The sequence below is a fragment of the Streptomyces sp. NBC_00536 genome (genome assembly GCF_036346295.1).
Taxonomy (GTDB): Bacteria; Actinomycetota; Actinomycetes; order Streptomycetales; family Streptomycetaceae; genus Streptomyces.
The window spans coordinates 170438-193285 of the sequence record NZ_CP107819.1 but is presented as its reverse complement, the minus strand read 5'-3'; the positions used below and the strand labels follow the sequence as shown (position 1 = coordinate 193285).

Genomic DNA, 22848 nt, shown 5'->3' with positions numbered 1-22848 from the left:
TGACCCGTGACCCGTGACCCGTGACGATCGTGCGGGGGTTCTGGCAGCGGCATCGGGGAACGCCCGTGCCCGTGCGGGGTGTTAGCTTCTTTCCCGTGGTGGAACACCAGGACGAAACCAGAGCGGCCTACGACGGGGTCGTCGAGCTGTACGCGTCGATGTTCGCCGACCGGCTGGAGACACGGCCGTTCGCGCGGGCCATGATCGGTACCTTCGCCGAGCTGGTGCGCGGGACGGGCAACGCGCGGGCGGCCGACGTCGGGTGCGGGCCCGGACATCTGACGGCCATGCTGCGGGACCTGGGCCTGGAGGCCTTCGGGCTCGATCTCTCCCCGAGCATGATCGGTCATGCCCGGCGGGCCCATCCGGCGCTGCGGTTCGACGAGGCGAGGATGGAGGCCCTGCCCGTCGAGGACGCCGCGCTCGGCGGGGTGCTGGCCCACTACTCGATGATCCACACGCCCCCCGGCGAACTGCCCGCGCTGCTCGCCGAACAGGTGCGCGTCCTGGCGCCGGGTGGCTTGCTCCTGGTCTCGTTCTTCGCGACCGACGGACCGGATCCGGTCCGCTTCGACCACAAGGTGACGCCTGCCTACAGCTGGCCGGTGGACCGGTTCGCCGAGCTGCTGACCGAGGCCGGGCTCGTCCCGTTCGCCCGGCTGCTCCACGACCCGGCCTCCGAACGGGGCTTCCTCGACGCCCACGTGCTGGCCCGCCTGGCACCGTAGGCCGCCGCTTGCGCTAGCGTCCGTCCCGTGAACGCCCCCGATGCCATCGACGCCCTCGTCCGGCTGTGCCCGCCGCCCGCCGATCCGCCGCCCGCGGTGGACTGGGCACGGGCCGAGCGCGCCCTGGGCACGGCTCTGCCCGCCGACTACAAGCGGCTCGTCGAGACCTACGGCGACGGCGTCTTCGACGAGACGGTCTGGCTGCTCGTCCCCGACTCCGCCCACGGCGACTGCGACCTGCGGGCGCGAAAGGCGGAGCGGGACGAGGACCTGGACTACCTGTGGGAGGCGGGCGAGGCGAAGCCCGCCGCCCTGCTGGAGGCCGGGGCGCGGGTCCTGCCCTGGGCGAGCGAGGAGGGCACGGGGGCCTTCCTGTACTGGCTCGCGCGGCCCGGTCAGCACCCCGACGAGTGGACCGTGCTCTACAACGAGGGGCGCGGCCCACTGTGGGAGCACCACCCCATGGGGTGCGTCGCCTTCCTGCTGGCAGTGCTCACAGGGACCGCGGAGACGGCCTACTTCGGCCACCTCCACGAAGTGCTGAAGCCGGCGGAGCACCGCTTCGAGACGGCTGACCACACCCTCGGGGCGTCCCGGGACTGAGGCCGTCGGCCCCACCGGTGGCAAGGCCCGGGCGCGCGCCTTCTCAGCGCGCGGCGGCGAGTGCGGACACGTCGACCTTGTACGGCGCGAACCCGGCGTTGTTCTTGCAGCCGAGCTCCTCCCAGGTGCTGACCTTGGTCTGCGGGTCGGTGTGGGTGAGGTGGTACTTGCAGGCGCCCTTGATGTACTGGCCCTTGACTCCGCCCGCGAAGTCGATCTCCTTGTTCCACAGGTACGGCGAGTTGTAATTGTTCAGGCGTGCGGTGGCGTTCACGTCGATGCCGCCGGGCGCGTAGATCTCGTAGACCCAGCCCGTCTTCTCGGTCCCGTAGGTCGCGAACTTCTGGGCCACCCACTTCTCGCAACTGGTGCTCAGGTGGGCGCTGTTCTGCCCGCCGCCCTTGACGATGTACTCGGCGAGCGGGGTCAGCACATCGCCGCGCGGGGTGAAACCGGCCTTGAAGATCTCCTCGACGGTCTCCCGGGTGTCGCCGCGCCACAGGACGTTGGTGTCGTTGCGCCACTGCCACCGCTCGTCCGCCGCCCCCGCCGCGACGTCGAGGTCGATCCTCTTGTTGGTCGTGGTGCGGTACCAGTCCCAGGGCCGGTACTCCACGGTCGGCCCACAGGGCTTGGTCAGTTCGTCGTCGAGCGCGACGGGAGCGGTGGGAGTGACCTGAGCTGTGGGGGCGGCGGTCGCCGGGGCGATGGCGGCGACGGAGACGAGGGAAACGGCGGCGAGGATCCGGAGAGCTGCTTGCAACATGGTGAACATCCATCAGTTGACCGACATGACGGCCCTTTTATAGGCGTCAGCCGGCTCCCCGGTCGCCCTCGCGCCGGACTGTTCCACCCGCCCGGGTGGAACAGTCATACCGGGTAAAGGATTCGCCGATGACGGTGCGAGGGGACGAAGGGGTGAAGGGTCAGCTCATCAGCAGCAGCCGGGTGTTCGGTACGAGCTTGCGGTTGACGCTGGTGCTCTGTACGAAGATCGTGAAGTCGTCGTTGTGGTCGGGCTTCACGCGGGCCTCCGCGGCGGGCAGCCCGAGCAGGGCCCGGGCCTGCGGGCCCGTGTACACCCGGTCCGTCTTCTTCTCCAGCACCGCGATCTGCTTCCGCGCCTGGATCTTCTCCGTCTTGCTGAGCTGGTAGTACGCGCCACCGGTGCGGTAGGTGTGCCCGGATTCGACCACCCACTCCCGGATCGCCGCGTCACGGGCCACCGGGATCAGGTGGTACCCGGACGGATCCACCGGAGTGAGGCCGGCCGCCTCGATGGTGTCCTTGTTGACCGCGTCCGCACCCGTGGAGAACACCGTCCGTGACCCCCGGATGCCCTTGGACCGGCCGATCATGAACTTCTCGGTGGCCTCCTTGATGACCTGCCCGGCCTCCTCCAGACCCCGGGTGCTCGTGGCGTCCCAGACGGCGATGTTCTCCTTCGGGAAGCCGCACTGCATGGCCTCGCGCTTGCCCATCTGGTCCGGCACGAGGACGGCCAGCGTCCAGTTGTCCTCCTGGGTCGCGATCATCTCGGCGACCGCCTTGACCAGTTCACGCTGATCCCTGGCAGGGGCGTCCGGGCAGCGGTGGCTCGCGTTCTCCTGCCCGTCGGTCAGCACGAACGTCAGGAAGCTGTGGTCGCCGTACAGCTGGGCCGTCTGCGCCAGCTCCCGCTGCGACTTCAGCGAGGCCGCCAGCAGCGCCGTCATCCCACCGGCCCGGTACAGCTGCTTCAGGGACGGCATCCGCAGCACGTCCTTGTCGTAGATGACGCACTCCACCGTGTCGGCGAACACGTACACCGTGACACGGGTCTCCTGGTCCAGTTCCCCCGAACGGCGGGCGAGGTAGGCGATCTGCTGGTCAGCGACCTCGACCACCTTGCCGCTCAGGTGCGACATGGACGAACTCGCGTCCAGCACAAGAGCGACGTGGTTGATGTAGTTCTGGCTTCCGGACATGGCAGCTCCCCCTCGTTCCGAGCGACTTGATGTACCTACCGTCTCACCCACCACTGACAATCGATCTCGGCTCCCGAGCGGTGCGGCGCTGTGCGGTGCTGTGCGGCGCTGTGCGGTGCTCCGAGGCGCGGCGGCGCGACGCGGCGCACCATTTGACCCGGGGTGGTCTTCATCGCCCGATGATCTTACGTAAGCTCAGGAATGTTCGCCGTGTCCGGGGTTGTCTCCCGCGGCGGCCGCGCTTCGGCATGTCGTGCCGTTGCCCAGTCCTTGCCCCTGCCCTTGCACCTGCCCATTGAGTTGAGGAAATCCGTGCGCCTGTCCCTTGAGCGACGCCTGTTCGTGAGTGCTGCCCTGCTCGCCGTGGTAGCCGGCGTCGTCCCGGCCACAGCGGCCACCGCCGCGCCGGTCACCCCGCCCGCCCCCGCGGAGCCGGCCCAGCAGGCCACCCCCGACATGGAGGCCTTGACCAAGGCCCTCCAGAACACCCTGGACGCGGGAGCGCCGGGCGCCCTGGCCCGCTACACCGGTCCGGACGGGGTGAAGAGCAAGACCCTGGGCGTACAGGACACCGCCTACGGCACCCCGATGGACGTGCAGTCGAGGTTCCGGATCGGCAGCGTCTCCAAGACGTTCTCGTCCGTCGTGCTGCTCCAGCTGGTGAACGAGGGCCGCGTCGACCTCGACACCCCGGTCAACCACTATCTGCCCGGGCTGCTGCCGGACGACCGGATCACGGTGCGTCACCTGATGACCCACCGGAGCGGTCTGTCGGACTACACGAACGCCATGTTCGAGAACACCGTCCCCGGCTTCGAGGCCGTGCGCAACAAGGTGTTCAGCTACCAGGATCTGGTCACGCTCTCGCTCGCCGAGCCGCGCACGACCGAACCCGGCGTGTCGTACAAGTACTCGAACACCAACTTCGTGGTCGTCGGCATGATCATCGAGAAGGTGACCGGGAAGCCGGTGGAGAAGGAGTACGACCGCCGCATCATCAAGCCGCTGAAGCTGCGCAACACCTCCTACGTGCACCCGTCCACGGCCATCCGCGGCGAGCACGCCCACGGATACCTGCACCCGGACGAGGACGGGCAGCCGCTGGTCGACTCCACCGAACAGACGGTGTCGTGGGCGCAGACCGCCGGAGCGGTGATCTCCAACGCGGCCGACCTGAACACCTTCATGTCCGGGCTGGCCGGCGGCAAGCTGCTGCCCGCGCGCATGCTCGACCTGATGACCACCATGACCCCGACGGACGCGACGAACACCCGCTTCTACGGTCTGGGCCTGCGGCGCTACGACCTCTCGTGCGGCACGCAGGTGTTCGGCCACACCGGCACCGTGCAGGGCTTCTACACCTATGCCTTCGCCACCCGCGACGGCAAGCGCAGCCTCTCCGCCATGGCGAACACCTCGAACGACGGAGCGGCCAACACCGCCCTCGGCGGCACGCTGGAGGCCGCGTTCTGCGGCAAGCCGACGACGGCCCCGGGCAACACGAACGCCAAGGCGCGCAGCCTGACATCGAACCAGACCCCGGCCCCGGTCCTGGCCCCGGCCGAGAGGGACCTGCCGGAACGCCGCTGATCCCCCTAGGCTTGCTCGACCGCTCGCCGCAGGGCGTCCGGGCCGAAGTCGGCGTAGGCGAGGAGGGGACATGACACGACGCGAGAGCGCGGCAGAGGTGTTCGACGCACTGGGTGAGCGGTACGAGTCACTGTTCGGGCCGGTGCCCGGGCAACTGGCGGCCTTGGAATGGCTGGTGGAGCGGCTGCCCGCCGGTGCCCGGGTGCTGGACGTGGGCAGCGGCACCGGCCGGCCCACCGCGGAGGCGCTCGCCCGGGCCGGGCACGCCGTGACCGGCATCGACGTCTCGGGCGCCATGGTCGAGGCGGCCCGGGCCCGGGTGCCGGGGGCGCGCTTCGAGCAGGCCGACGTGCGGACGTACGCACCGGAGGCGAGCGGCGGCTTCGACGCCGTGTGTTCCTTCTTCCCGCTCCTGGTGATGGACCAGCCGGACATCGAGGCCGCCCTCGACCGGATGGCGTCGTGGGTCGCGCCGGGCGGTTACCTCGTGCTGGCCACGGTCCCGGGAGACATCCGGGGGCTGGACATCGAGTGGATGGGCCACCCGGTGACCGTCAGCAGCCTGTCCGCGGAGCAGCACCTGCGGCGGCTGGCGGAGGCGGGCCTGGAGGTGCTGCACCAGCACACCTCGTCCTTCGTCCCCGCCGACCCCCTCGCCGGACCCGAGGAGCACTTCTTCTGCTACGCGACCCGGCCCGCCTGAGCCTCCGGCGGACCGGGGAGTCGTCCTCGTGTGCGGTCAGCAGTGCACGTCGTACGGGCCCCAGAGCGAGCCGCCGTCAGCGTAGTTGTGGTCGGTGCCGTACGCGTAGCGGCCACAGCCGTCACTGACGTACGCGGTGGCGTACCACTCGTCCGGATTGGAGTCGTGGATGTTCCGGGCCCAGGTGAAGACGTCCTTGGAAGGGGTGCCGCCGGAGCCGTTGACGTAGTGGCCGTCCGCGCCCTGGGCGGTGATGTAGACGCTGGCGTTGGGGTGGTTGCTCTGGTAGCCGGAGGCCCACTGCCAGTGCGCCATGACATTGCCGTTGCAGGTGTTGTACTCCTGCTCGACCTGGCCGGCGTACTCGTTGTTGTAGCTCCAGTACGAGCCGGGAAGGCCGATGTTGATCCAGCCGCAGCTGAGGGTGCCGGTGGTCCGCGCCGGGGCGGCGGCGCTGGCGGTGGGTGCCGCGACGACGGCTGCGGCGAGCGCCGCCGTGGCGCCGACGGCGACCGCGATGGCTCGCGCCCGGCCGGTCCGGGAACTGGTTCGAGGTGTTCGCATCACGCGTCTCCTTCATCCGTGGCCCGCGAACGCGGGTCATCGACATGCGGGTCATGGGCAGGGGTGGCTCCGGCCGGACGGACCTCCGGGGCGGGCGGCCCACTCCTTCAGGCCGCGCGAGGGGGACTTCCGGCCCGAACCAGAGAACCGGGGCGCCACCTCCCCGGTCGAATGATTCGATGACGTTCGAAGGCCAGGGGCCAGGGGCCAGGGGCCGGGGGCCGGGGTCAGGGGGCTGACGTGCTGCGGTTGGACATGAACGGGTCGGCGCTGGCGAACACGCGGTTCGCGATCTCGCCGCTGCACACCGCGGTCGACGCGCTCTGCCTGCTCCGCGCCGACGTACGGTCCGGCGGAGGCGGCTGGGGCGCCCTGGTACGGGAGACGGTCCGTGACCGCAAACTCGCCCTGCTGGCAGCGCTGTTCGCCGGGTCGTGGGACTACGTGCCCGATCTCATCAAGCCCGAACTCCAGCGCGAGGAAGGCCACATCCAGGACGAGCTGCACGCGGTGGCCACCGTCAGCGCCGAGCGGCTGCGTTGGGAGATCGCGTCCATGATCCAGGGCAATCCCAGCGGGCACCTCTCGGGCCGCCCGGCCCCCCGGGTCCTCCTGGACCTCCTGGAGCGGGGCGAGAGCGCGGTCGCCGAACGGTTCGCCGCCGAGCTGCACCAGCTGTGGCGGGCCGTCGTCGGGCCGCACTGGGCGACGATGCGCGGGCGGATGGAAGCGGACATAGCCCACCGGGCCCGGACCACCGCCCGCCAAGGCCTGTCCGCCACGCTCGCCGGCCTGCACCCGCGGGTCGTCTGGAGCGACGACCATGTACGCCTGCTGACCCCGTTCGAGGGGCACATCCCGGGGACCACCAGGCTCGTGCTGACGCCGACGGTGTTCGAGGTCGACCTGCGGATCTCCATCGACCCCTTCCCCGGCCCGTTGCCCCGCCAGCCGATGCTCACCTACCCGGCCCGGCCCACGACGGACACCGGCCCGGCCGCCGCCCCGCCCTCGCACGCACTGCTCGGGGTCACGCGCGCGCGGCTCCTCTCGGACCTGCACGTCCCCCGGAGCACCGCCGAACTGGGCGAACGCCACTTCCTCGCGTCCAGCACCGTCTCCTACCACCTGGGCATCCTGCACCGCGCCGGCCTGGTGTCCCGCACCCGCACCCGCCGCCAGGTCCTGTACGCGCAGACCCACCGGGCCACCGGCCTCCTCGTCGGGGCGCCGGAGCCGCAGTGACCGGCTGCCCGGGCCCGGAAGCCGCCGCTGATGGGGGCGGCGGCGGCTTCCGGCGGTTCACTTGGACTACTTGGACTGCGTGCTGACGCTCACACCGCTGAAGTCCTGCGCGGCGGCGAGGCTGAAGTAGACCCAACCGGACGGCGGGTTGTCGATCGTAAGGGTCTCGCTGTTGCCGGCCTTGGCGGACTTCGCCTGGTAGCTGGTGGTGGTGGCGAAGCCGCGGCTGTCGTAGTACAGGTCGGCGTTGCCGGTGCCACCGGCACTGGTGATGGTCAGCTGCTTGGTGCCGGCCGGCAGGTACACGAAGTGGTAGCTGTAGTTGCCGGCGGCGGCCGCGAGGTTGTCCCGGCGGCAGTTCTTGTCGAACTGACGCGGGTCGCTGCTCGTGCAGAGCGGGGCGGACGTGGCCGGGGCGTCCGGCAGCGGGCCGCAGTCGCTGGTCGCGCAGGTGGTCGTCAGCCAGGTGTCGAATCCGGCGTCGTAGCTGGTGCCGATGGTCTGCTTCAGGAAGGTGCGGGCACCGTTCCAGTCACCGGCGCGGTACTTGTCGAGCACGGTCTGCATGTCGGCGGGGTGCGCCTGGAGCATGTAGCGGACCGCGAGCCAGCCCCAGCGGTAGATCCGGTTCGAGTTGACGTCGGGGTCTTCCGCCTGGTTGTAGACGGTGTCGAACAGGTCGCTGAGCTTGTAGGTCTTCTTGGCGGCCTCGTTGATCGCGTCGGTGTTGCGCACATTGCGGTAGCCGAAGGAGATGTTCTCGGCGATGCCCTCGACCCACCAGATGGTCGGCGTGGTCATGCCGGCCTCGAAGTCGCCGGCCATGTTGTAGCGGCCGTCGAGGTAGTGGGTGTACTCGTGGTTGAGGTTCCAGATCTGGAAGTCCGGACGCAGCCAGCTGGCCTCGTGGGCGATGAAGCGGGCCTGGTTGCCGGCGGCGGCCGGGTTGCCCTCTTCGTACATGCCGCCGTTGTCGACGTCGATGTTGTAGATGGCCCAGGCGTACAGCGAGTACTGGGTGTAGTCGTCGAAGACGACGACCTCCAGGTTGGTGTTCACGTCACCGGGGAGCGAGCCCTTGTCGCCGATGATCCGGTGGAAGTAGGCGTCCTCGCCGACCAGGCTGGTGCAGGTGGCGGCCAGCTGGCCGGGGGACATGTCCTGGGCGCGGATCTTCAGGGCGGGGTTGCAGGTCTGCTGGATCGGCAGGATCGCCGGGAGCACCCGCTCGCCCAGGTCGCAGATGGCGTAGGCCGCGCAGTTGTTCTTGTCGTACTGGCGCGTGTACCAGCCCAGGTTCATGGTGATCGGCGCGGTGGGGCCGACGTTCGGGTACCGGTTGATCAGGTCCTTCAGCAGCGGCCGGAGCCGGTCCTTCAGCTCGGGGACGTCAAGGGCGTAGCCGAGGAAGCGGCCGACGTTGCTGACGACGTCCAGGCGGTTCAGCTGGTCGCTGTTGCGCGTGATGAAGCCGGCCCAGGTGTCGAGGATGGCGGGGTCGGCCTTGAGGGCGGCCCGCCAGCCGCGGTCGTCGTTCTTGGCCTTGAAGCCGTTCTCGACGACCCACTCGACGTGCTGCATCGCGAGGTTCATCTGGCCGGGCCAGGTGCCGTCGTAGGTGCCGAGCATCCACTTGACGACGCCCGCGTAGCGGCCGGCCGCGTGCGTGCTGTCGATCAGCGTGACGACCTCGTTGAAGATCTCGCCGTTCGCGTCGGTGACGTCCTTGCTGTGAGGGGCGGCGAAGAACGCGTCCAGCGCGCCCTTCGCCGCACTGTCCAGCGCGGTGCCGTAACTGCCGACGTCGTTCGCGTGGTTGTCCTGCACGTAGTAACCGGCGCGCAGGAACATCACCAACTGCCCCACGGAGGCGCTGTTGTTGCCGGAGTAGGTGGTGGAGGCGTCGCGCAGGGCGTTGGCGACGGTCACCATCTGGGCCTCGCGGAACGCCTTCTGGGCGTTGTCCCCGGTGAGATTGAACAGCGGGTAGGTACAGCTGATCTGGGGGAGTGCCTTGAGCTGCTGGACCAGCGCGCCGCCCGTGGCGTTGATCACGCCGGAGAGGTCGCCGCACTCGCTCCCGGCGGCGGCCGAGGACAGGCTGTCGGCCCTGGCGGCCTTGTCGGGCTTGACGGCCGGGATGCTCGGGGCGGGCGGCGGGGTGGACAACGTGGCGCTGTCCTGCGAGGAGATCCGGAAGCGGGAGCCGTTGCTCATCGCGTCGGGCGACTTGGGGACCGGGATCGACCGCGGCGCCGGGGCCGCGGCTCCCCGTGCGTGCGCACCGGCAGGGGCTGTGGCGCCGGCGGAGGCGGCCTGGCTCTGCGGCGCGAACAGGCCGAGCGTGATGAAGACGGCCGCGCCGAGTGCAGGAAGTCTGCGCGCGTTGGCCTTCGATATCCGGAACGGATGCATCTGTGGGGGCCTCCGGGGCCGTTGTGGCCGCGTGTTGGGGATGCGGCGCATTGATGTGTGACATGTAAAATTGCACAAGTGGCCATCTTCGGGAAGAGTTTTGGCCAGATTGCGTGAAGGCCCTTGCCGCCGCACGGCTACGCCAGGGCGGCCGGGGCGCTCCGGGCCCACCTAGCACGTCCGCGCCGCCACATGGCCGGAAGTTCCGCCAAATCCGACTGACGTTCGCCTGGCGTATCCGCCGACGTCACGTCAGGCTCCCTGTCCGGTACCCCGCGCACGATGTCCTGGGGGCGCTCCACCACTTCTCGATCGAAGCAGAGGTCCCTCCCGCCATGGCAGATCTGAACCGCCGTCGTTTCCTCCAGCTCACCGGCGGCGCCGCCGCCCTGACCATGCTCAACGAGAGCATCGCGCGCGCCGCCGCCATCCCCGCGCAGGGGACGACCGGCAGCATCGCCGACGTCGAGCACATCGTGGTCCTGATGCAGGAGAACCGGTCCTTCGACCACTACTTCGGCGCGCTGCGCGGCATTCGGGGCTTCGGCGACCCGCGCCCGGTGACCCTGCCCAGCGGCAAGTCCGTATGGCACCAGACGGACAACGCGGGCAAGGAGACGCTGCCCTTCCGCCCGCCGTCCGACGACCTCGGCATGGAGTTCCTCCAGGGCCTCAACCACGACTGGGCGGGCGGCCAGAGCGCCTTCAACAAGGGCAAGTACGACAACTGGGTGCCCGCCAAGACGCCCGCGACCATGGCACACTTGACGCGCGACGACATCCCGTTCCACTACGCCCTCGCCGACGCGTTCACCCTCTGCGACGCCTACCACTGCTCGTTCATCGGCTCGACCGACCCCAACCGCTACTACCTCTGGTCGGGCCACACCGGCAACGACGGCAAGGGCGGCGGGCCGGTCCTCAACAACGCCGAGGCCGGGTACGGCTGGACCACGTACCCCGAGCGCCTGGAGGCGGCCGGGGTCTCCTGGAAGGTCTACCAGGACATCGGCAACGGCCTCGACGCCGCCGGTTCCTGGGGCTGGATCAGCGATGCCTACCGCGGCAACTACGGCGACAACTCGCTGCTCTACTTCAACAACTACCGCGGCGCCCAGCCCGGTGACCCGCTCCACGAGAAGGCCCGCACCGGCACCGACGCCCGGACCGGGGAGGGCTACTTCGACCGGCTGCGCGCCGACGTCACCGCGGGCACCCTGCCCCAGATCTCCTGGATCGCCGCCCCCGAGGCCTTCAGCGAGCACGCCAACTGGCCCTCCAACTACGGCGCCTGGTACATCGCGCAGGTGCTGGACGCGCTCACGTCCAACCCCGACGTCTGGGCCCGTACGGCCCTGTTCATCACCTACGACGAGAACGACGGCTTCTTCGACCACGTCGTGCCGCCCTACGCCCCCGCGAACGCCGGCCAGGGCCTGTCGACCGTGGACACCGCACTCGACGTCTTCCCGGGCACGGCCGGCTACGTCGCCGGACCGTACGGGCTCGGCCCGCGCGTGCCGATGCTCGTGGTCTCACCCTGGAGCACGGGCGGCTACTCCTGCTCCGAGACCTTCGACCACACCTCCGTCATCCGCTTCATGGAGCAGCGCTTCGGTGTGCACGAGCCCAACATCTCTCCCTGGCGGCGCGCCGTCTGCGGTGACCTGACCTCCGCCTTCGACTTCGCCCGCAAGGACACCGCTCCGGCGCCGCTGCCCGACACCGGCCGCTGGCAGCCGCAGGACCGCGACCGGCACCCCGACTTCCCGGCCACCCCGCCCGCCGTGGCGGCCATGCCGCGCCAGGAGAAGGGGGTGTGCCCGACGCGTCCGCTGAAGTACGCCCCGTACGTCGACGGCACGGCACTGACCGGCGAGGGCAAGTTCCGGCTGACGTTCAGCGGTGGCCAGGAGCTGGGCGCGCAGTTCTACGTCACCTCCGGCAACCGGACCGACGCCCCCTGGACCTACACCACCGAGGCGGGCAAGTCGGTCACGGACACCTGGAACACCGCCTACTCGGCCGGTGTCACCGACCTGACCGTGCACGGCCCCAACGGCTTCCTGCGCGGCTTCCGCAACCCCGGCACCACCGCCGGCCCCGAGGCCACGGCCCGCCACAATGCCAAGACCGGCAACCTGGACCTCACCCTCACCAACGCGGGAGCCTCGACCGCGACCCTCACGGTCACCAACGCCTACGGCGGCGGCCCGAAGCGGATCACGGTCGCCAAGGGGGCGACCGTGACCTACAGCGTCCCGCTGAAGAACACCCGCCGCTGGTACGACGTGACGGTCACCGCGTCCGGGACCGCGGACTTCGCCCGCCGCTTCGCGGGCAAGGTCGAGACCGGCGCGGCAGGCCTCTCCGACCCGGCCATCCTGACCAGCCAGTCCTCCTGACCGACCGCCACGCCTCCGCGGGCCTTCCCGGTCCTGCCCGCGGAGGCGTGCGGAGGCGTGCGGCGCGCCCGTGGGATCCCGTCAGTAGGCGCGCGGGCCGTCCTCGGTGGCGCGCATCGGCTGCGGGTAGTAGACCTGCCCGTCCTTCATGACCTGCTGGCAGGTGTACGTGGTGGGACCCATGGGCACCGTCACGGCCTCGGGTATGTCGTTGCAGAGGATGTGGTCCACGGAGTCGCCGCCGTTGCCGAAGATGATCCGCTGGACGCCTTCCTTGGACATGATCCCCTTGCGGGCGGTCGCGGTGAAGGTCACGTAGTTCTTGGACCAGGCGGGTGACTCGCCGATCGCGACGTCCCACTCCACCTCCGCTCCCTTGTAGCGGGAGGTGCACACGACCGTGGTGCCCTTCTTCGACGCCACGTCCTCGGGGCACTTGGCGGTGACCTCCCCCGTGGCGTTCGCCAGGGCGAGGGTCTTCTTGCGGAGCTCGTACTCCAGGTTCGCCGCGAACGGCGCGTCGGCGGCGGGCGACGGCTGCAGCTCGCCCTCCGGGCGCGGGGCCGGCCGGTCCAGCCTGTTCGGCAGTCGGCTGACGGACGGTTCGGGCTTGGCGGTCTTCGTGGCGGTGCCCCCGCACCCGGTGGCCAGCAGGCCCACGCTCACGACTCCCGCTATGCCGATGATGTTCATACGCATGATCGAATATTAGTGGGGATCCGTCGCCCTGCTGGTCACACCCCGTGCGGCGGGACCGGCCGCGCCCGCACGCGCGGTGGGCCGAAGCGACCGCCGCCGCGCCCATATCGTATGGGCGCCCGGGATGCCACTTCCGAACAAAGCGCATGCGGCCGAAAATTGACGGAATGACAGTTCGAATTCTCCTTCCGCATACGGGTCGACAGGCCGTCGACCTGCCACGACACCGCCGTCCGGTACGGGAGCACCCCGCTCCGGACGGAAATGCGCAGTCGTCAATGGCGGATAGCGGGTCCTCCGGTCCGATGAACTCCAACGAAAGTGCGCGTGAGGATAGTTGCGCGTAGTTAAGCTCCCGCCCACCGGTCAGAAGATTGCTTATACCGATGGTTCGAGGACGCCGATGGAGCAAAAAGACATTCCCCCCGAAGCCGTGCACCCGGAGGCGGGCACGAGCCCGATGCTCGCCGTGTTCGCGACCGTCACGGCCGCCTGCCTGATCGGGGCGCTGGCTTCCTCCTCGGAACCGGTCCGTACCGGCTGGATCGCCGCGGGCGCCGTCTGCACCGCCGCGGTCCTCGTCGAGGCGTTCCGGCGCAGCCGCGCGCTCACCGCCCGGCACGCCGAACTCGCGGCCCTGCGGCACACCCTGTCCCGGCAGGAAGCCGAGGTCGTGCGCCTGTCCGAGGTGGTGCTCACCGAGGCCATCGAGCGGCTGCGCAGGGGTCAGCTGCCCGAAGACGTACTGACCTCCCTGGGCGGGCGCGGCGGACAGGGCACCCGGTGGGGTGACGACAGAGCCCTGACCCCGACCTTCAGGGCCGCCCTCCAGGCGGTGCTGGCCCATGTGATCGACGCCGTCGACAACGAGGAGAGCCTGCGCGACTCGGCCCAGCGGGCCTTCGTCAACATCTCCCGCCGCGTCCAGGCGATCGTCCACCAGCAGGCGCACGAGATGCGGGAGATGGAGGACCGGCACGGCCGCAACCCCGACGTCTTCGGCGACCTCCTGCGCCTCGACCACGGAAACGCCCTGATCGGGCGGCTCGCCGACTCCATCTCGGTCCTCGGCGGATCGCGCCCCGGCCGCCAGTGGAGCCGGGCCGTCACGCTGTACAGCGTGCTGCGCGGCGGGATGTCGAGGATCATCGACTACCAGCGGGTGGAACTCCACTCGGTCACCGAGGTCGCCGTCGTCGGCCCGATCGTGGAACCGCTGATCCACATCCTCGCGGAGCTGCTGGACAACGCCACCCGGTACTCGCCGCCGCACACCCGGGTCCACCTCACCGCCGTCGAGGTGCAGTCGGGCGTCGCCGTGGAGATCGAGGACGGCGGCCTGGGCATGAGCGACGAGGCCCGCAGGCGCGCCGAGAGGGTCCTCGCGCAGGCACAGGCCGGCATCGACCTCAACGACATCGGCGAGACACCGAGGCTCGGCCTCGCGGTCGTCGGCCGACTGGCCCAGGCGTACGGGTTCCAGGTCTCCCTGCGCTCCTCCGCGTACGGCGGCGTCCGCGCCGTGGTCGTCGTGCCGCAGCACCTGATCACCATGGCGTCCGCGGCGACGGGGCTCGCCCACGGCATCGGCTCCTCCTCGGGGCCCAGGGCCCTGACCCCCGCACGGCGCGGGCGGTCCGCGGACCGCCATTCGTTCGACGGGCCGATGCCCTGGCCGACCGAGACCCCGGCCACGGCCCCGGCCCCCACGCCGGCGCCCGTCGTCGGCGGCCCGGCCGCCGAACGCACCGCCAGCGGCCTGCCGCAGCGGCGCCGCAAGGACCGCGCCACCATCTCCGACACCTGGCAGTCCGCACCGCCGCAGCCGAAGCAGGACGCCGGTCCCGGCATGTGGCTGGAGGCGTTCCACAGCGGACTGAACGGCGAGTCCGGACACGACATCGAGGGCCCCCAGGACGCGTCGGGCTCAGCGACCAGAGGGGCGTAAACGATGATGACTCAGCGAACCAGCATGGACTGGATGCTCAAGGACCTGGCCAGCGGAGTGCCGCAGACGCGGCACGTGATCGTACTGTCCGCCGACGGGCTCTGCGTCGCGCAGCACGGGGCCGAGACCGACACGGCCGACCGCCTGGCGGCGGCCTGCGCGGGCCTGCAGAGCCTCGCCGGAGCGATCGCCGCCGAACTGCCCCAGTCCGGCTCCGGGGGCAGGATGCGCCTCGTCGTGATCGAGATGGACGGCGGGTTCTTCTACCTGATGGCCGCCGGAGACGGCTCGTACCTCGCGGTCCTCGCCGACGAGGGGGTCGACGCGGGCCTGATGGGCGCACAGATGCGCGGCCTGGTGGCCCGGATGGGCGAGCACCTGAGCAGCCCACCGCGACATGACGGGCTACCCGAGTGAGTGAACCGCCCACACACTGGGACCACGCGAAGCCCGAACGGCTCTACGTCATCACCGGGGGACGCAGCGGACCTTCCACCGCCGCCGAGCTGGATCTCGTGACCCTGGTGGTGGCCAAGGAGCCCGCCCGGCCCGAGATGCAGCCCGAACAGGCGGCCATCCTGCGGATGTGCCAGGCACCGCTGTCAGTGGCCGAGATCGCCGCGTACGCCGGTCTGCCCGTGAGCGCGGTCACCGTGCTGGTCGGGGACCTGATGGCCGCTCGCCGTGTGCGGATCCGGCCGCCCGTTCCCGCCGCGCACCTCCCCGACCTTGCTCTGATCGAGGCAGTGATCGATGGACTTCAGAAACTCTGACGCGCCCGCCGGGCCGCGCGACGCGGACATACTGCCGCAGACGGCCGTGGCCGCCGTCAAAGTCGTCATCGTCGGCGGCTTCGGCGTCGGCAAGACGACGATGGTCGGCGCGGTCAGCGAGATCAAACCGCTGACCACCGAGGAGACGATGACGCAGGCCGGCATCGGCGTCGACGACACCCGGGGCGTGGCGCGCAAGACCACCACCACCGTGGCCATGGACTTCGGCCGCATCAGCGTCAACGACGAACTCGTGCTGTACCTGTTCGGCACACCGGGACAGGAGCGCTTCTGGTTCCTCTGGCGCGGGCTCTTCGAAGGCGCGCTCGGCGCGGTCGTCCTCCTCGACACCCGGCGGCTGGAGATCAGCTTCGACGTCATCGGACGCCTCGAAGAGCGGGGCGTGCCCTTCGTCGTCGCCGTCAACTCCTTCCCCGGCGCCCCCGACCACCCCCTGGAGGACCTGCGCCAGGCTCTCGATCTGCCCCCCGCCGTCCCCATCGTCGTCTGCGACGCCAGGCGCCGGGACTCGTCCCGCGACGTCCTGCTGACCCTCATGCGCTACCTGTACTCGCAGGCAGCGACCCAGGAGGCAATGTGAGCACCCACCCCACCCCTCCGCCCGAGTGCCCCGCCCACGCGGCGGGAGCCGGGAACGGCCTGTACCGCCTGCACGGCCCGGAGGCCCAGACCGACCCCCTGGGCCTGTACGAGAAGCTGCGGGCCGAGTACGGGCCGGTGGCCCCCGTACTGGTCAACGGCGACCTCCCGGCCTGGCTGGTCCTCGGCCACCGGGAGAACCTGGAGGTCGCGCGCACCCCCTCCCGGTTCGCCCGCGATCCCCGCGGCTGGCGCGACATGAAGGAGGGCCGGGTACCGCCCGACACCCCGCTCGGCCCCATGGTCACCTGGGTGCCCGTCTGCAACTTCACCGACGGCACCGCCCACGAGCGGCTGCGCGGAGCGGTGGTGGAGTCCCTGAACCGCTTCGACAAGCGCGGCATCCGCCGCTATGTGACCCGCTTCGCCAACCAGCTCGTCGACCAGTTCGCGGGCGACGGGTACGCCGATCTGGTGACCTCCTTCTCCGACCAGCTCCCCATGCTCGTGATGACGCAGCTCGTCGGGGCGCCCGACGAACACGGGCCCATGCTGGTCAACGCGGCCCGCGACATGCTCCAGGGAACCGCGACGGCCCTCCAGAGCGACCGTTACGTCACGGCCACGCTGGAGCACCTGGTCGCGCAGCGCAAGATCCTCCCGGCCCGCGACCTCGCCTCCTGGCTGCTCGAACACCCCGCGGAGCTGAGCGACACCGAAGTGCTGATGCACCTGCGCGTGGTGCTGATCGCGGCGTACGAGACCACCGCCAACCTGATCGCCAACTCGCTGCGGACCGTGCTGACCGACCCGCGCTTCCGGGCGAGCCTCTCCGGAGGCCACATGACCCTGCCCGACGCGCTGGAACAGGTCCTGTGGGACGACCCGCCCATCAACACGATCATCGGGCGCTGGGCCACCGGGGACACCCTGCTCGGCGACCAGCAGGTGAAGGCCGGTGACATGCTCCTGCTCGGCCTGGCCGCGGGCAACGTCGATCCGCAGATCCGGCCCGACCGCGCCGTCTCCGTCCACGGCAACCGCTCCCACCTGGCCTTCAGCAGCGGGCCGCACGAATGCCCCGGCCAGGACATCGGTCGGGCCATCGCGGACACCGGCATCGAGGTCCTGCTGGACCGGCTGCCCGACCTGGAGCTGGCGGTCGACGTGAGCGAACTCCAGTGGCGGGGGACCCTCATGTCGCGCCATCTGCTGTCGCTGCCGGTGGGGTTCGCCCCGCGCCCGGTGCAGGAAGCACCGCCCGGGCCCGAGGAGGCGGCCGCGCAGCCCGTACACCCGCCGCGGCACGCGCTGATCCCCCCGCAGCCGACGCGGGCACCCGCGGTCTCCGCCCGGCGGCGCGGCGTCAGCTGGTGGCGCCGGCTGTTCGGCCGCGGCCGCGCCTGACCCGTGCGCCCCCGGTCCCGGCCGCACACGCGGCCGGGACCGGCGGCGCTCCGCTCAGTCGCGCAGCTGCCGCCACCAGGAGGCGAGGGCCGGCAGGTCCGGCGGCCCGGTCCGGGTGTCACTGGGCCCGTCCGCGTACCGGATGTCGAACCGGGCCTCCGCGAGCGGGAGTTCGTACCGGTTGCGCGGGCTCGCGTACCGCGGGGCCCGGCTCTGCCACGCGATGCACCCGGCCACGTAATGCCCCAACGCCGCGAGGTGGCGGCGCAGTTCCTCGTCCGCGCCCTGCTCCAGCCGCGCCCGCAACGAGGTGAAGAGGACCATCACCCGGTCCCGCAGGGCCACCGCGAGCGGAACGGCCTCGGCGGGGGAGCAACCCTCCTGGTGGGCGAGGACGTTGACGAGGTTCACCTCGCGCGGCTCCAGGTGGTCGTCCTTGTCGTAGGAGAACAGGTCGTTGTCCGCGCTGACGACGAACCCCGCCGCATCCGTCAGCGCCGTCAGGGCGGAGGAGCGGAGCAGGTCCGCCGGCAGCCGGTCCCCGCGGGCGGCGTCGGACCACGTCAACGAGAAGCGCGTGCCGTTCGCCAACGGTCCCATCGCGACGAAGTCGTTCAGCGTCGGCATGGCCCCCGTCTCGGCCTGCGCGGCCCGCCAGGCCGCCCCCAGCAGCCAGTCCCGCGTCCCCTCGGTGAACCGGCGCAGCTCGGAGGGGGTGAGCACGGCATGGGTGCGCCGCACCAGGTCCACCAGCGCACGGGTCATGGGGCCCGCGGGCAGGAGGGACACCCCGGGGTCCTCGATGGTCCGCAGGAGCCGGACACCGTGCTCGACGACGGCGCCCGTTCCCACCTCGTCGGAGCCCGAATCCTGCCAGTCGTCCACGGCGTTGGCCCAGTGGTTCCACTCGGTGAACAGCAGCACGGCCTCCTCGCTCCCGGCGGGCACGATGCGGCAGGAGAAGTCGGCGCTGTGGGTGGCGAGACCCCATGCGCGCTCCACCGGATCGGGGTACAGGCCGAAGGCGTCCAGCCACTCGACCGCCCGGGCCTCCACCCGCTTCGCGCCGGGGTGGACGAGGTCGCGCTCCAGGGGGCAGTAGAAGGCCGGCAGGCGCGGACCGAGCAGGGAAGGACGCACGGCGGGTGGGGCGGGGCGCGGGTGCGCGGTCATCGGCCGCCCCCGATCCGGAAGCGCAGCAACCGGGTCTCCACCGCGTGGTCACGCCAGAGCCGGAAGAGCCTGCTGTGCGCGATCGTCGACTGTTCCAGCCGTTCCGTGCTCCAGGCGCCCGGCGCCCCGCCCCCGCCTACGCTCCCGCCCCCGCCTACGTCCCCGCCCGTCCGGAGACGGTCGAGTTCGGCGGTGTTCCATGCCATGGACTGCACCCAGAACTCCGCCACCGAGTCCGTCACGTCCTCGTCCTGCACCAGCTCGAATCCGGCCGCCTCGGCCGCGACCAGGTAGTCCTTCCGCGTGGCCAGCCGGGTCCGGTAGTAGCCGTCGAGGAAGTCGGAGTACGCCGTATCGCACAGGAAGTGTTCCTGGATCCCGAACCATCCGCCGGGTTCCAGCGCCCTGGCGACGACCTCGAAGAGACGGGCCCGGTCGGTGTATCCGCTGCTCTCGTTGGCGTAGGCGGCGTCGTACGCGCGGACGTCGTCCAGGTCGTGTACGTCCGCCAGCAGGGGCCTCACCCGGTCCCCGACCCCGGCCTGACGGGCGAAACGCCGGACGAGGGGGACGTGTTCCGCCGCGATGGTGAGACCGGTGACCGAAGACCGGTGCTCCTGCGCCCAGTAGAGCGAGGTGCCGCCCAGGCCGCAGCCTATGTCCAGGACCCGGCGGGGCGGGGAATCGTACGCGCCCCACGAGCGGGCCGCGTGCCCGACTATGCGTTCCTGTGCGTCGACGAGCCGCTGCTTCAGGGTGCTCTGCGCGAGGGTGGCGGGAGCCGGGGGCCCGTCCGGGTACAGACCCACGTGGAAGTGGACGCGCGGGCCCGGACCGTACTTCTGCAGGATCTCGTCGGTCTTGCGGCTGTAGTAGAGCCGCACCGGATCGTCGGCGGCCGAGCCCTGGTCGCCGGCTAAGGACGACGCGAGTGGTGTGACGCGCATGAGTGTCCGCCCTTTCGTGGGGTAGGGCTGCTCTCCGTGACGCGCTGGCGCCGCTCTCATCGCGTCCGGACCCGCAGACTGTTGAAGCCCGGATCATCGTGGCACCTGCTGCGCCGCACGTCAGCCCGCCGGACACGAGTCAATGGACCGAGTTGCTCCGGCGGACTCGCGGGCGCCACGGCGCGCGGAGTTCACACCTCGGTGATTTCACGCCCCCGCATTGCGCCCCGTCGCAGGTGGGGCGTGGCGCGCCCCGCGCACGGCGCAGCCCCGCGCCCCCCGGCGCAGCGGCGCGCGGGAGGAGGGGGACGCACACCGGAGCGCCCCCTCCGGCCGTTGCTCTCGCGCAGGTCCGGCTCGCCGGGGGAGCGGGAACGTACGGTACCAACGCGGCACCCGGGCCCGTTACTTGAAGGGGACGGCGTCCTTCGGGGCGGTGTGCCAGTTGGTGACGACCGGCTTGTCGACGGTGATGGCGGGGACCGGCAGGGAGACCGGGTTGGGGTCGTTGTCGCCGACGGCGACGATGATGCTCTCCAGTTCCTTGCCCCCGTTCGCCTTGGTGCTCTTCGGGTTCACCCCGGCGTAGGCGGTGGTGTTCCCGGTCAGCGTGATCTGCTTGCCGACGGCCTGCTCCGCGGGACCTGCCTGCGTGCCGTCCGAACCGAAAGCCACGGTGGGCAGCGCGGCCGGCAGGACGCAGGTGATCCCGGGCTTCGCCTTCGCGATGACCAGGATGTATCCACCGGCCTGGCTCTCGGACCGGGTGCTCCAGGCGATGTCATTGGCGCCGCAGACCTGTCCGACCGGCTTGCCGTCGCCGGCGCCCGTCCCGTCCTTGGTCCCCTTGTCCGTGCCGCCGGAGGCCTTGGCGGTCGGCTTCGGCGAACCGGACGGGGTGGCCGAACCGGCGGCCGGACCGGAGGCAGAACCGGCGGGCGAAGAGCCCTGCGCGGCGCCGGCGCCCGGCGCCGCGCTCGTGTCCTGGCATGCCGTCATCAGCATCCCTGCGCCCATGAGGGCCGCGGTGACGAGGAAGGCCTTGCGGCGGTTGCCAGACATGAGATGGGTCCCCTTGGGTGCGCGTCGTGGTCGTGGTCGTGGTCGTGGTCGCCGTCGGAGCGGTCGGGCTCCGGCGCCGCATGATCACTATGGGGGACTGCCGTCCGAGGGGACATCGGTGTCTTCGTTCCAGGACAACGCTGTCGCAGATCGGTGACATGACCCGTTGTCTCGTGGAGGGCGTCCGCGAGGCTCCGGTGGGCGCCCCCAGGTCGACGCGGACGGTCCCGCCGCGACCGCCATCCTCCGCCGGGGAATCGAAGCGTGGCTGAGCGACCTGAAGGCCGCCGCCGAGGTGGGTCAGGCCTGCTGAGCGTCGGCGCCGCCCACGGCGCTCTCGCCGACGGCGGCCGCGTCGAGGGCTTCCGTCAGGCGGCTCAGGCGGGTCTGGAGGTCGCGGATCTCCTCCAGTTCGAACCCCGTCGCCCGCGCGATCCGGCGGGGCACCTCCACCGCGCGGGCGCGCAGTGCGGCGCCCTCCCCGGTCAGGACGGCGTGCACCGAGCGTTCGTCCTCGGTGCTGCGCTCGCGGCGGATCAGGCCGGCCGCCTCAAGCCGCTTGAGCAGCGGTGACAGGGTGCCCGAGTCGAGGCGCAGGTGCTGACCGAGCTGCTTGACCGGCATCTCGCCGTGCTCCCAGAGCACCAGCATCACCAGGTACTGGGGATAGGTCAGGCCGAGGTCCTTGAGGACGACGCGATAGAGGCCGCCGAAGGCGCGGCTCGCGGCGTTGAGCGCGAAGCAGATCTGCCCGTCCAGGCGGAGGAAGTCCTGGTCGTGGAGGGGGTCGCTCTGCTGCTCGGTCATGGTGCCCAGTGTACCCGGAGAGACTTGCAAGCGATTGAGTTGTGCACAACTTAGTTGCGTCACATTCAACTGTGTGCTTTATTTATGGAGCGCGGCCGGGCACCGGCCGCAACGGTTCACCCCTCCGAGAGGACCCCCCGATGGACGCGCTGTACACCGCTGTCGCCACCGCCAACGGCCGAGAGGGCCGCGCTGTCAGCTCCGACGGTCAGATCGACCTGGCGCTCGCCATGCCCCCGGCGCTGGGCGGCAACGGCCAGGGCACCAATCCCGAGCAGCTCTTCGCGGCCGGTTACGCCGCCTGCTTCGCCAGCGCGCTCGGACTGGTCGGCCGCCAGGCCAAGGTCGACACCAGCGACGTGTCGGTCACCGCCGAGACGTCCATCGGGCAGGACGCCACGGGCTTCGGCTTGGCCGTGACCCTGCGCATCGAGCTTCCGGAAGCCCTCGCGGGCGAGACGGGCGCCCTGCTGGTCAAGCAGGCCCACGAGGTCTGCCCGTACTCGAAGGCCACCCGCGGCAACATCCCCGTCGAGCTCGTCATCGAATAACACCGCTGACGCCGCTGACGCCGCTGACACCGCGCGTCCGGCGCAGGTGGTAGGCACGGGTGACCACGGCGAGCAGCGGACCCCACGCCAGGACCGGGATGTAGCAGGCCCACAGCGCCCAGGCGCCCGGTCCACTCGTGGGGAACGCCTCGCCGGTGTCGTTCAGCGGCGGGACGAAGTGGAAGAAGTAGTTGAGGGTGCCGTAGGCGGACAGCGCCGTGGCGAGGAAGGCGCCCACCGAGGCGGGCACGACGACGGCGCGGACCGGCAGCGCGCGGCCGCCGACGAGCGGGACCCAGCCGGGGAGCCGCTCGCCCCACGGCCTGACCAGCCCGAGGGTGAGCAGCGCGAGGCATTCCGAGATCAGCGAGAGCGAAACGACGTAGGGGCGCTCGCCCGGAAGCCATGCGTGGCCCCCGTACCAGTCGGGCCATCCCGAGACGAGAGCGATGCGCCACAGCCCCGACGGCAGGGCGCAGAGCGGAACCGCGTGCGCGGCCCACAGGACCGCCCGTGACACCTGCGGCGTGCGCACTTCGGCGTCCACGCCGGTCGGGGCACCGGCCGTGACACCCGCCTCGGGCCGTGTCTCGCTCACGCTCATCGTGGTCGTCCGTTCGCTCGGGGGAGACCCGGGGAACCGGAGGAGCCCGGGAGTTGC

The 22848-nt window shown here is 70.9% G+C and carries 22 protein-coding genes; 12 read left to right on the top strand and 10 right to left on the bottom strand.

Translation table 11 applies throughout. The features are described from left to right. Positions 1-95: 95 nt before the first annotated feature. Positions 96-728, top strand: a complete 633-nt coding sequence (locus OHS33_RS00885; RefSeq protein WP_330328428.1) for a class I SAM-dependent methyltransferase — start codon at positions 96-98, stop codon at positions 726-728. A gap of 27 nt (positions 729-755) precedes the next feature. Next, positions 756-1331 (top strand): SMI1/KNR4 family protein, encoded by a 576-nt coding sequence (locus OHS33_RS00880; RefSeq protein WP_330328427.1) that lies wholly within the window; start codon positions 756-758, stop codon positions 1329-1331. A 43-nt stretch (positions 1332-1374) separates the two neighbouring features. Here OHS33_RS00880 and OHS33_RS00875 read toward each other — a convergent pair whose 3' ends face one another. Together OHS33_RS00875 and OHS33_RS00870 are read right to left on the bottom strand one after the other, a co-directional pair. Next, complete coding sequence (locus OHS33_RS00875; RefSeq protein WP_330328426.1) at positions 1375-2097, bottom strand: scabin-related ADP-ribosyltransferase; 723 nt, start codon at positions 2095-2097, stop codon at positions 1375-1377. Between the two features lie 160 nt (positions 2098-2257). Continuing rightward, the gene (locus OHS33_RS00870) at positions 2258-3298 is read right to left on the bottom strand and encodes a vWA domain-containing protein (protein ID WP_330328425.1); all 1041 of its coding nucleotides are present in this window, start codon (positions 3296-3298) and stop codon (positions 2258-2260) included. Positions 3299-3610: 312 nt separating this feature from the next. On the opposite strand from OHS33_RS00870, the gene OHS33_RS00865 reads away from it, so the two are divergent. Then, the gene (locus OHS33_RS00865) at positions 3611-4888 is read left to right on the top strand and encodes a serine hydrolase domain-containing protein (protein ID WP_330328424.1); all 1278 of its coding nucleotides are present in this window, start codon (positions 3611-3613) and stop codon (positions 4886-4888) included. A 70-nt stretch (positions 4889-4958) separates the two neighbouring features. Next, entirely contained in the window at positions 4959-5591 is a 633-nt protein-coding gene (locus OHS33_RS00860) for a class I SAM-dependent methyltransferase (protein ID WP_330328423.1), read from the top strand. A gap of 36 nt (positions 5592-5627) precedes the next feature. On the opposite strand, the gene OHS33_RS00855 is transcribed toward OHS33_RS00860, so the two are convergent. Continuing rightward, complete coding sequence (locus OHS33_RS00855; RefSeq protein ID WP_330328422.1) at positions 5628-6155, bottom strand: hypothetical protein; 528 nt, start codon at positions 6153-6155, stop codon at positions 5628-5630. 240 nt (positions 6156-6395) lie between these two features. On the opposite strand from OHS33_RS00855, the gene OHS33_RS00850 reads away from it, so the two are divergent. Further along, complete coding sequence (locus OHS33_RS00850; RefSeq protein WP_330328421.1) at positions 6396-7400, top strand: ArsR/SmtB family transcription factor; 1005 nt, start codon at positions 6396-6398, stop codon at positions 7398-7400. 66 nt (positions 7401-7466) lie between these two features. Here the strand turns inward: OHS33_RS00850 and OHS33_RS00845 are convergent, their stop codons facing one another. Further along, a complete protein-coding gene (locus OHS33_RS00845; protein WP_330328420.1) occupies positions 7467-9815 on the bottom strand; it encodes a M9 family metallopeptidase in 2349 nt (782 codons plus the stop codon). A gap of 335 nt (positions 9816-10150) precedes the next feature. On the opposite strand from OHS33_RS00845, the gene OHS33_RS00840 reads away from it, so the two are divergent. Further along, positions 10151-12220, top strand: coding sequence for a phosphocholine-specific phospholipase C (locus tag OHS33_RS00840; protein WP_330328419.1), 2070 nt, complete (start codon positions 10151-10153; stop codon positions 12218-12220). Between the two features lie 81 nt (positions 12221-12301). Here OHS33_RS00840 and OHS33_RS00835 read toward each other — a convergent pair whose 3' ends face one another. Beyond that, positions 12302-12919 (bottom strand): hypothetical protein, encoded by a 618-nt coding sequence (locus OHS33_RS00835; RefSeq protein WP_330328418.1) that lies wholly within the window; start codon positions 12917-12919, stop codon positions 12302-12304. A gap of 403 nt (positions 12920-13322) precedes the next feature. Between OHS33_RS00835 and OHS33_RS00830 the strand changes: the two genes are divergently transcribed. The 5 genes from OHS33_RS00830 to OHS33_RS00810 are packed head-to-tail and all read left to right on the top strand — an operon-like array spanning position 13323 to position 17647. Then, the gene (locus tag OHS33_RS00830) at positions 13323-14867 is read left to right on the top strand and encodes an ATP-binding protein (RefSeq protein WP_330328417.1); all 1545 of its coding nucleotides are present in this window, start codon (positions 13323-13325) and stop codon (positions 14865-14867) included. Between the two features lie 3 nt (positions 14868-14870). Then, positions 14871-15284, top strand: coding sequence for a roadblock/LC7 domain-containing protein (locus OHS33_RS00825; RefSeq protein WP_330328416.1), 414 nt, complete (start codon positions 14871-14873; stop codon positions 15282-15284). Next, positions 15281-15640, top strand: a complete 360-nt coding sequence (locus OHS33_RS00820; RefSeq protein WP_330328415.1) for a DUF742 domain-containing protein — start codon at positions 15281-15283, stop codon at positions 15638-15640. Before OHS33_RS00825 ends, OHS33_RS00820 begins: the two co-directional genes overlap by 4 nt. Next, entirely contained in the window at positions 15621-16241 is a 621-nt protein-coding gene (locus OHS33_RS00815) for a GTP-binding protein (RefSeq protein ID WP_330328414.1), read from the top strand. The genes OHS33_RS00820 and OHS33_RS00815 overlap by 20 nt, the downstream gene beginning before the upstream one ends. Continuing rightward, complete coding sequence (locus tag OHS33_RS00810) at positions 16238-17647, top strand: cytochrome P450 (protein ID WP_330328413.1); 1410 nt, start codon at positions 16238-16240, stop codon at positions 17645-17647. Before OHS33_RS00815 ends, OHS33_RS00810 begins: the two co-directional genes overlap by 4 nt. 54 nt (positions 17648-17701) lie before the next feature. Here OHS33_RS00810 and OHS33_RS00805 read toward each other — a convergent pair whose 3' ends face one another. The 4 genes from OHS33_RS00805 to OHS33_RS00785 all read right to left on the bottom strand — a co-directional run bounded on the left by OHS33_RS00805 (position 17702) and on the right by OHS33_RS00785 (position 21636). Beyond that, positions 17702-18820, bottom strand: coding sequence for a terpene synthase family protein (locus tag OHS33_RS00805; RefSeq protein ID WP_330328412.1), 1119 nt, complete (start codon positions 18818-18820; stop codon positions 17702-17704). After that, the gene (locus OHS33_RS00800; RefSeq protein ID WP_330328411.1) at positions 18817-19767 is read right to left on the bottom strand and encodes an SAM-dependent methyltransferase; all 951 of its coding nucleotides are present in this window, start codon (positions 19765-19767) and stop codon (positions 18817-18819) included. Before OHS33_RS00800 ends, OHS33_RS00805 begins: the two co-directional genes overlap by 4 nt. A 405-nt stretch (positions 19768-20172) precedes the next feature. Beyond that, positions 20173-20829: a DUF4232 domain-containing protein gene (locus OHS33_RS00795; protein WP_330328410.1), complete on the bottom strand. Its 657-nt coding sequence runs from the start codon at positions 20827-20829 to the stop codon at positions 20173-20175. A 300-nt stretch (positions 20830-21129) separates the two neighbouring features. Then, positions 21130-21636 (bottom strand): MarR family winged helix-turn-helix transcriptional regulator, encoded by a 507-nt coding sequence (locus OHS33_RS00785; RefSeq protein ID WP_330328409.1) that lies wholly within the window; start codon positions 21634-21636, stop codon positions 21130-21132. A gap of 140 nt (positions 21637-21776) precedes the next feature. Between OHS33_RS00785 and OHS33_RS00780 the strand changes: the two genes are divergently transcribed. Then, a complete protein-coding gene (locus OHS33_RS00780; RefSeq protein ID WP_330328408.1) occupies positions 21777-22187 on the top strand; it encodes an organic hydroperoxide resistance protein in 411 nt (136 codons plus the stop codon). Here OHS33_RS00780 and OHS33_RS00775 read toward each other — a convergent pair. After that, entirely contained in the window at positions 22177-22785 is a 609-nt protein-coding gene (locus OHS33_RS00775) for a hypothetical protein (RefSeq protein WP_330328407.1), read from the bottom strand. The two genes, OHS33_RS00780 and OHS33_RS00775, sit on opposite strands and share 11 nt — an antisense overlap. Positions 22786-22848 lie beyond the last annotated feature (63 nt).

Coding starts and splice junctions, on each gene's coding strand:
- OHS33_RS00875 (WP_330328426.1), bottom strand. CDS start 2,097: ATGTTGCAAGCAGCTCTCCGGATCCTCGCCGCCGTTTCCCTCGTCTCC.
- OHS33_RS00870 (WP_330328425.1), bottom strand. CDS start 3,298: ATGTCCGGAAGCCAGAACTACATCAACCACGTCGCTCTTGTGCTGGAC.
- OHS33_RS00860 (WP_330328423.1), top strand. CDS start 4,959: ATGACACGACGCGAGAGCGCGGCAGAGGTGTTCGACGCACTGGGTGAG.
- OHS33_RS00855 (WP_330328422.1), bottom strand. CDS start 6,155: ATGCGAACACCTCGAACCAGTTCCCGGACCGGCCGGGCGCGAGCCATC.
- OHS33_RS00845 (WP_330328420.1), bottom strand. CDS start 9,815: ATGCATCCGTTCCGGATATCGAAGGCCAACGCGCGCAGACTTCCTGCA.
- OHS33_RS00840 (WP_330328419.1), top strand. CDS start 10,151: ATGGCAGATCTGAACCGCCGTCGTTTCCTCCAGCTCACCGGCGGCGCC.
- OHS33_RS00835 (WP_330328418.1), bottom strand. CDS start 12,919: ATGCGTATGAACATCATCGGCATAGCGGGAGTCGTGAGCGTGGGCCTG.
- OHS33_RS00830 (WP_330328417.1), top strand. CDS start 13,323: ATGGAGCAAAAAGACATTCCCCCCGAAGCCGTGCACCCGGAGGCGGGC.
- OHS33_RS00825 (WP_330328416.1), top strand. CDS start 14,871: ATGATGACTCAGCGAACCAGCATGGACTGGATGCTCAAGGACCTGGCC.
- OHS33_RS00815 (WP_330328414.1), top strand. CDS start 15,621: ATGGACTTCAGAAACTCTGACGCGCCCGCCGGGCCGCGCGACGCGGAC.
- OHS33_RS00805 (WP_330328412.1), bottom strand. CDS start 18,820: ATGACCGCGCACCCGCGCCCCGCCCCACCCGCCGTGCGTCCTTCCCTG.
- OHS33_RS00800 (WP_330328411.1), bottom strand. CDS start 19,767: ATGCGCGTCACACCACTCGCGTCGTCCTTAGCCGGCGACCAGGGCTCG.
- OHS33_RS00795 (WP_330328410.1), bottom strand. CDS start 20,829: ATGTCTGGCAACCGCCGCAAGGCCTTCCTCGTCACCGCGGCCCTCATG.
- OHS33_RS00785 (WP_330328409.1), bottom strand. CDS start 21,636: ATGACCGAGCAGCAGAGCGACCCCCTCCACGACCAGGACTTCCTCCGC.
- OHS33_RS00780 (WP_330328408.1), top strand. CDS start 21,777: ATGGACGCGCTGTACACCGCTGTCGCCACCGCCAACGGCCGAGAGGGC.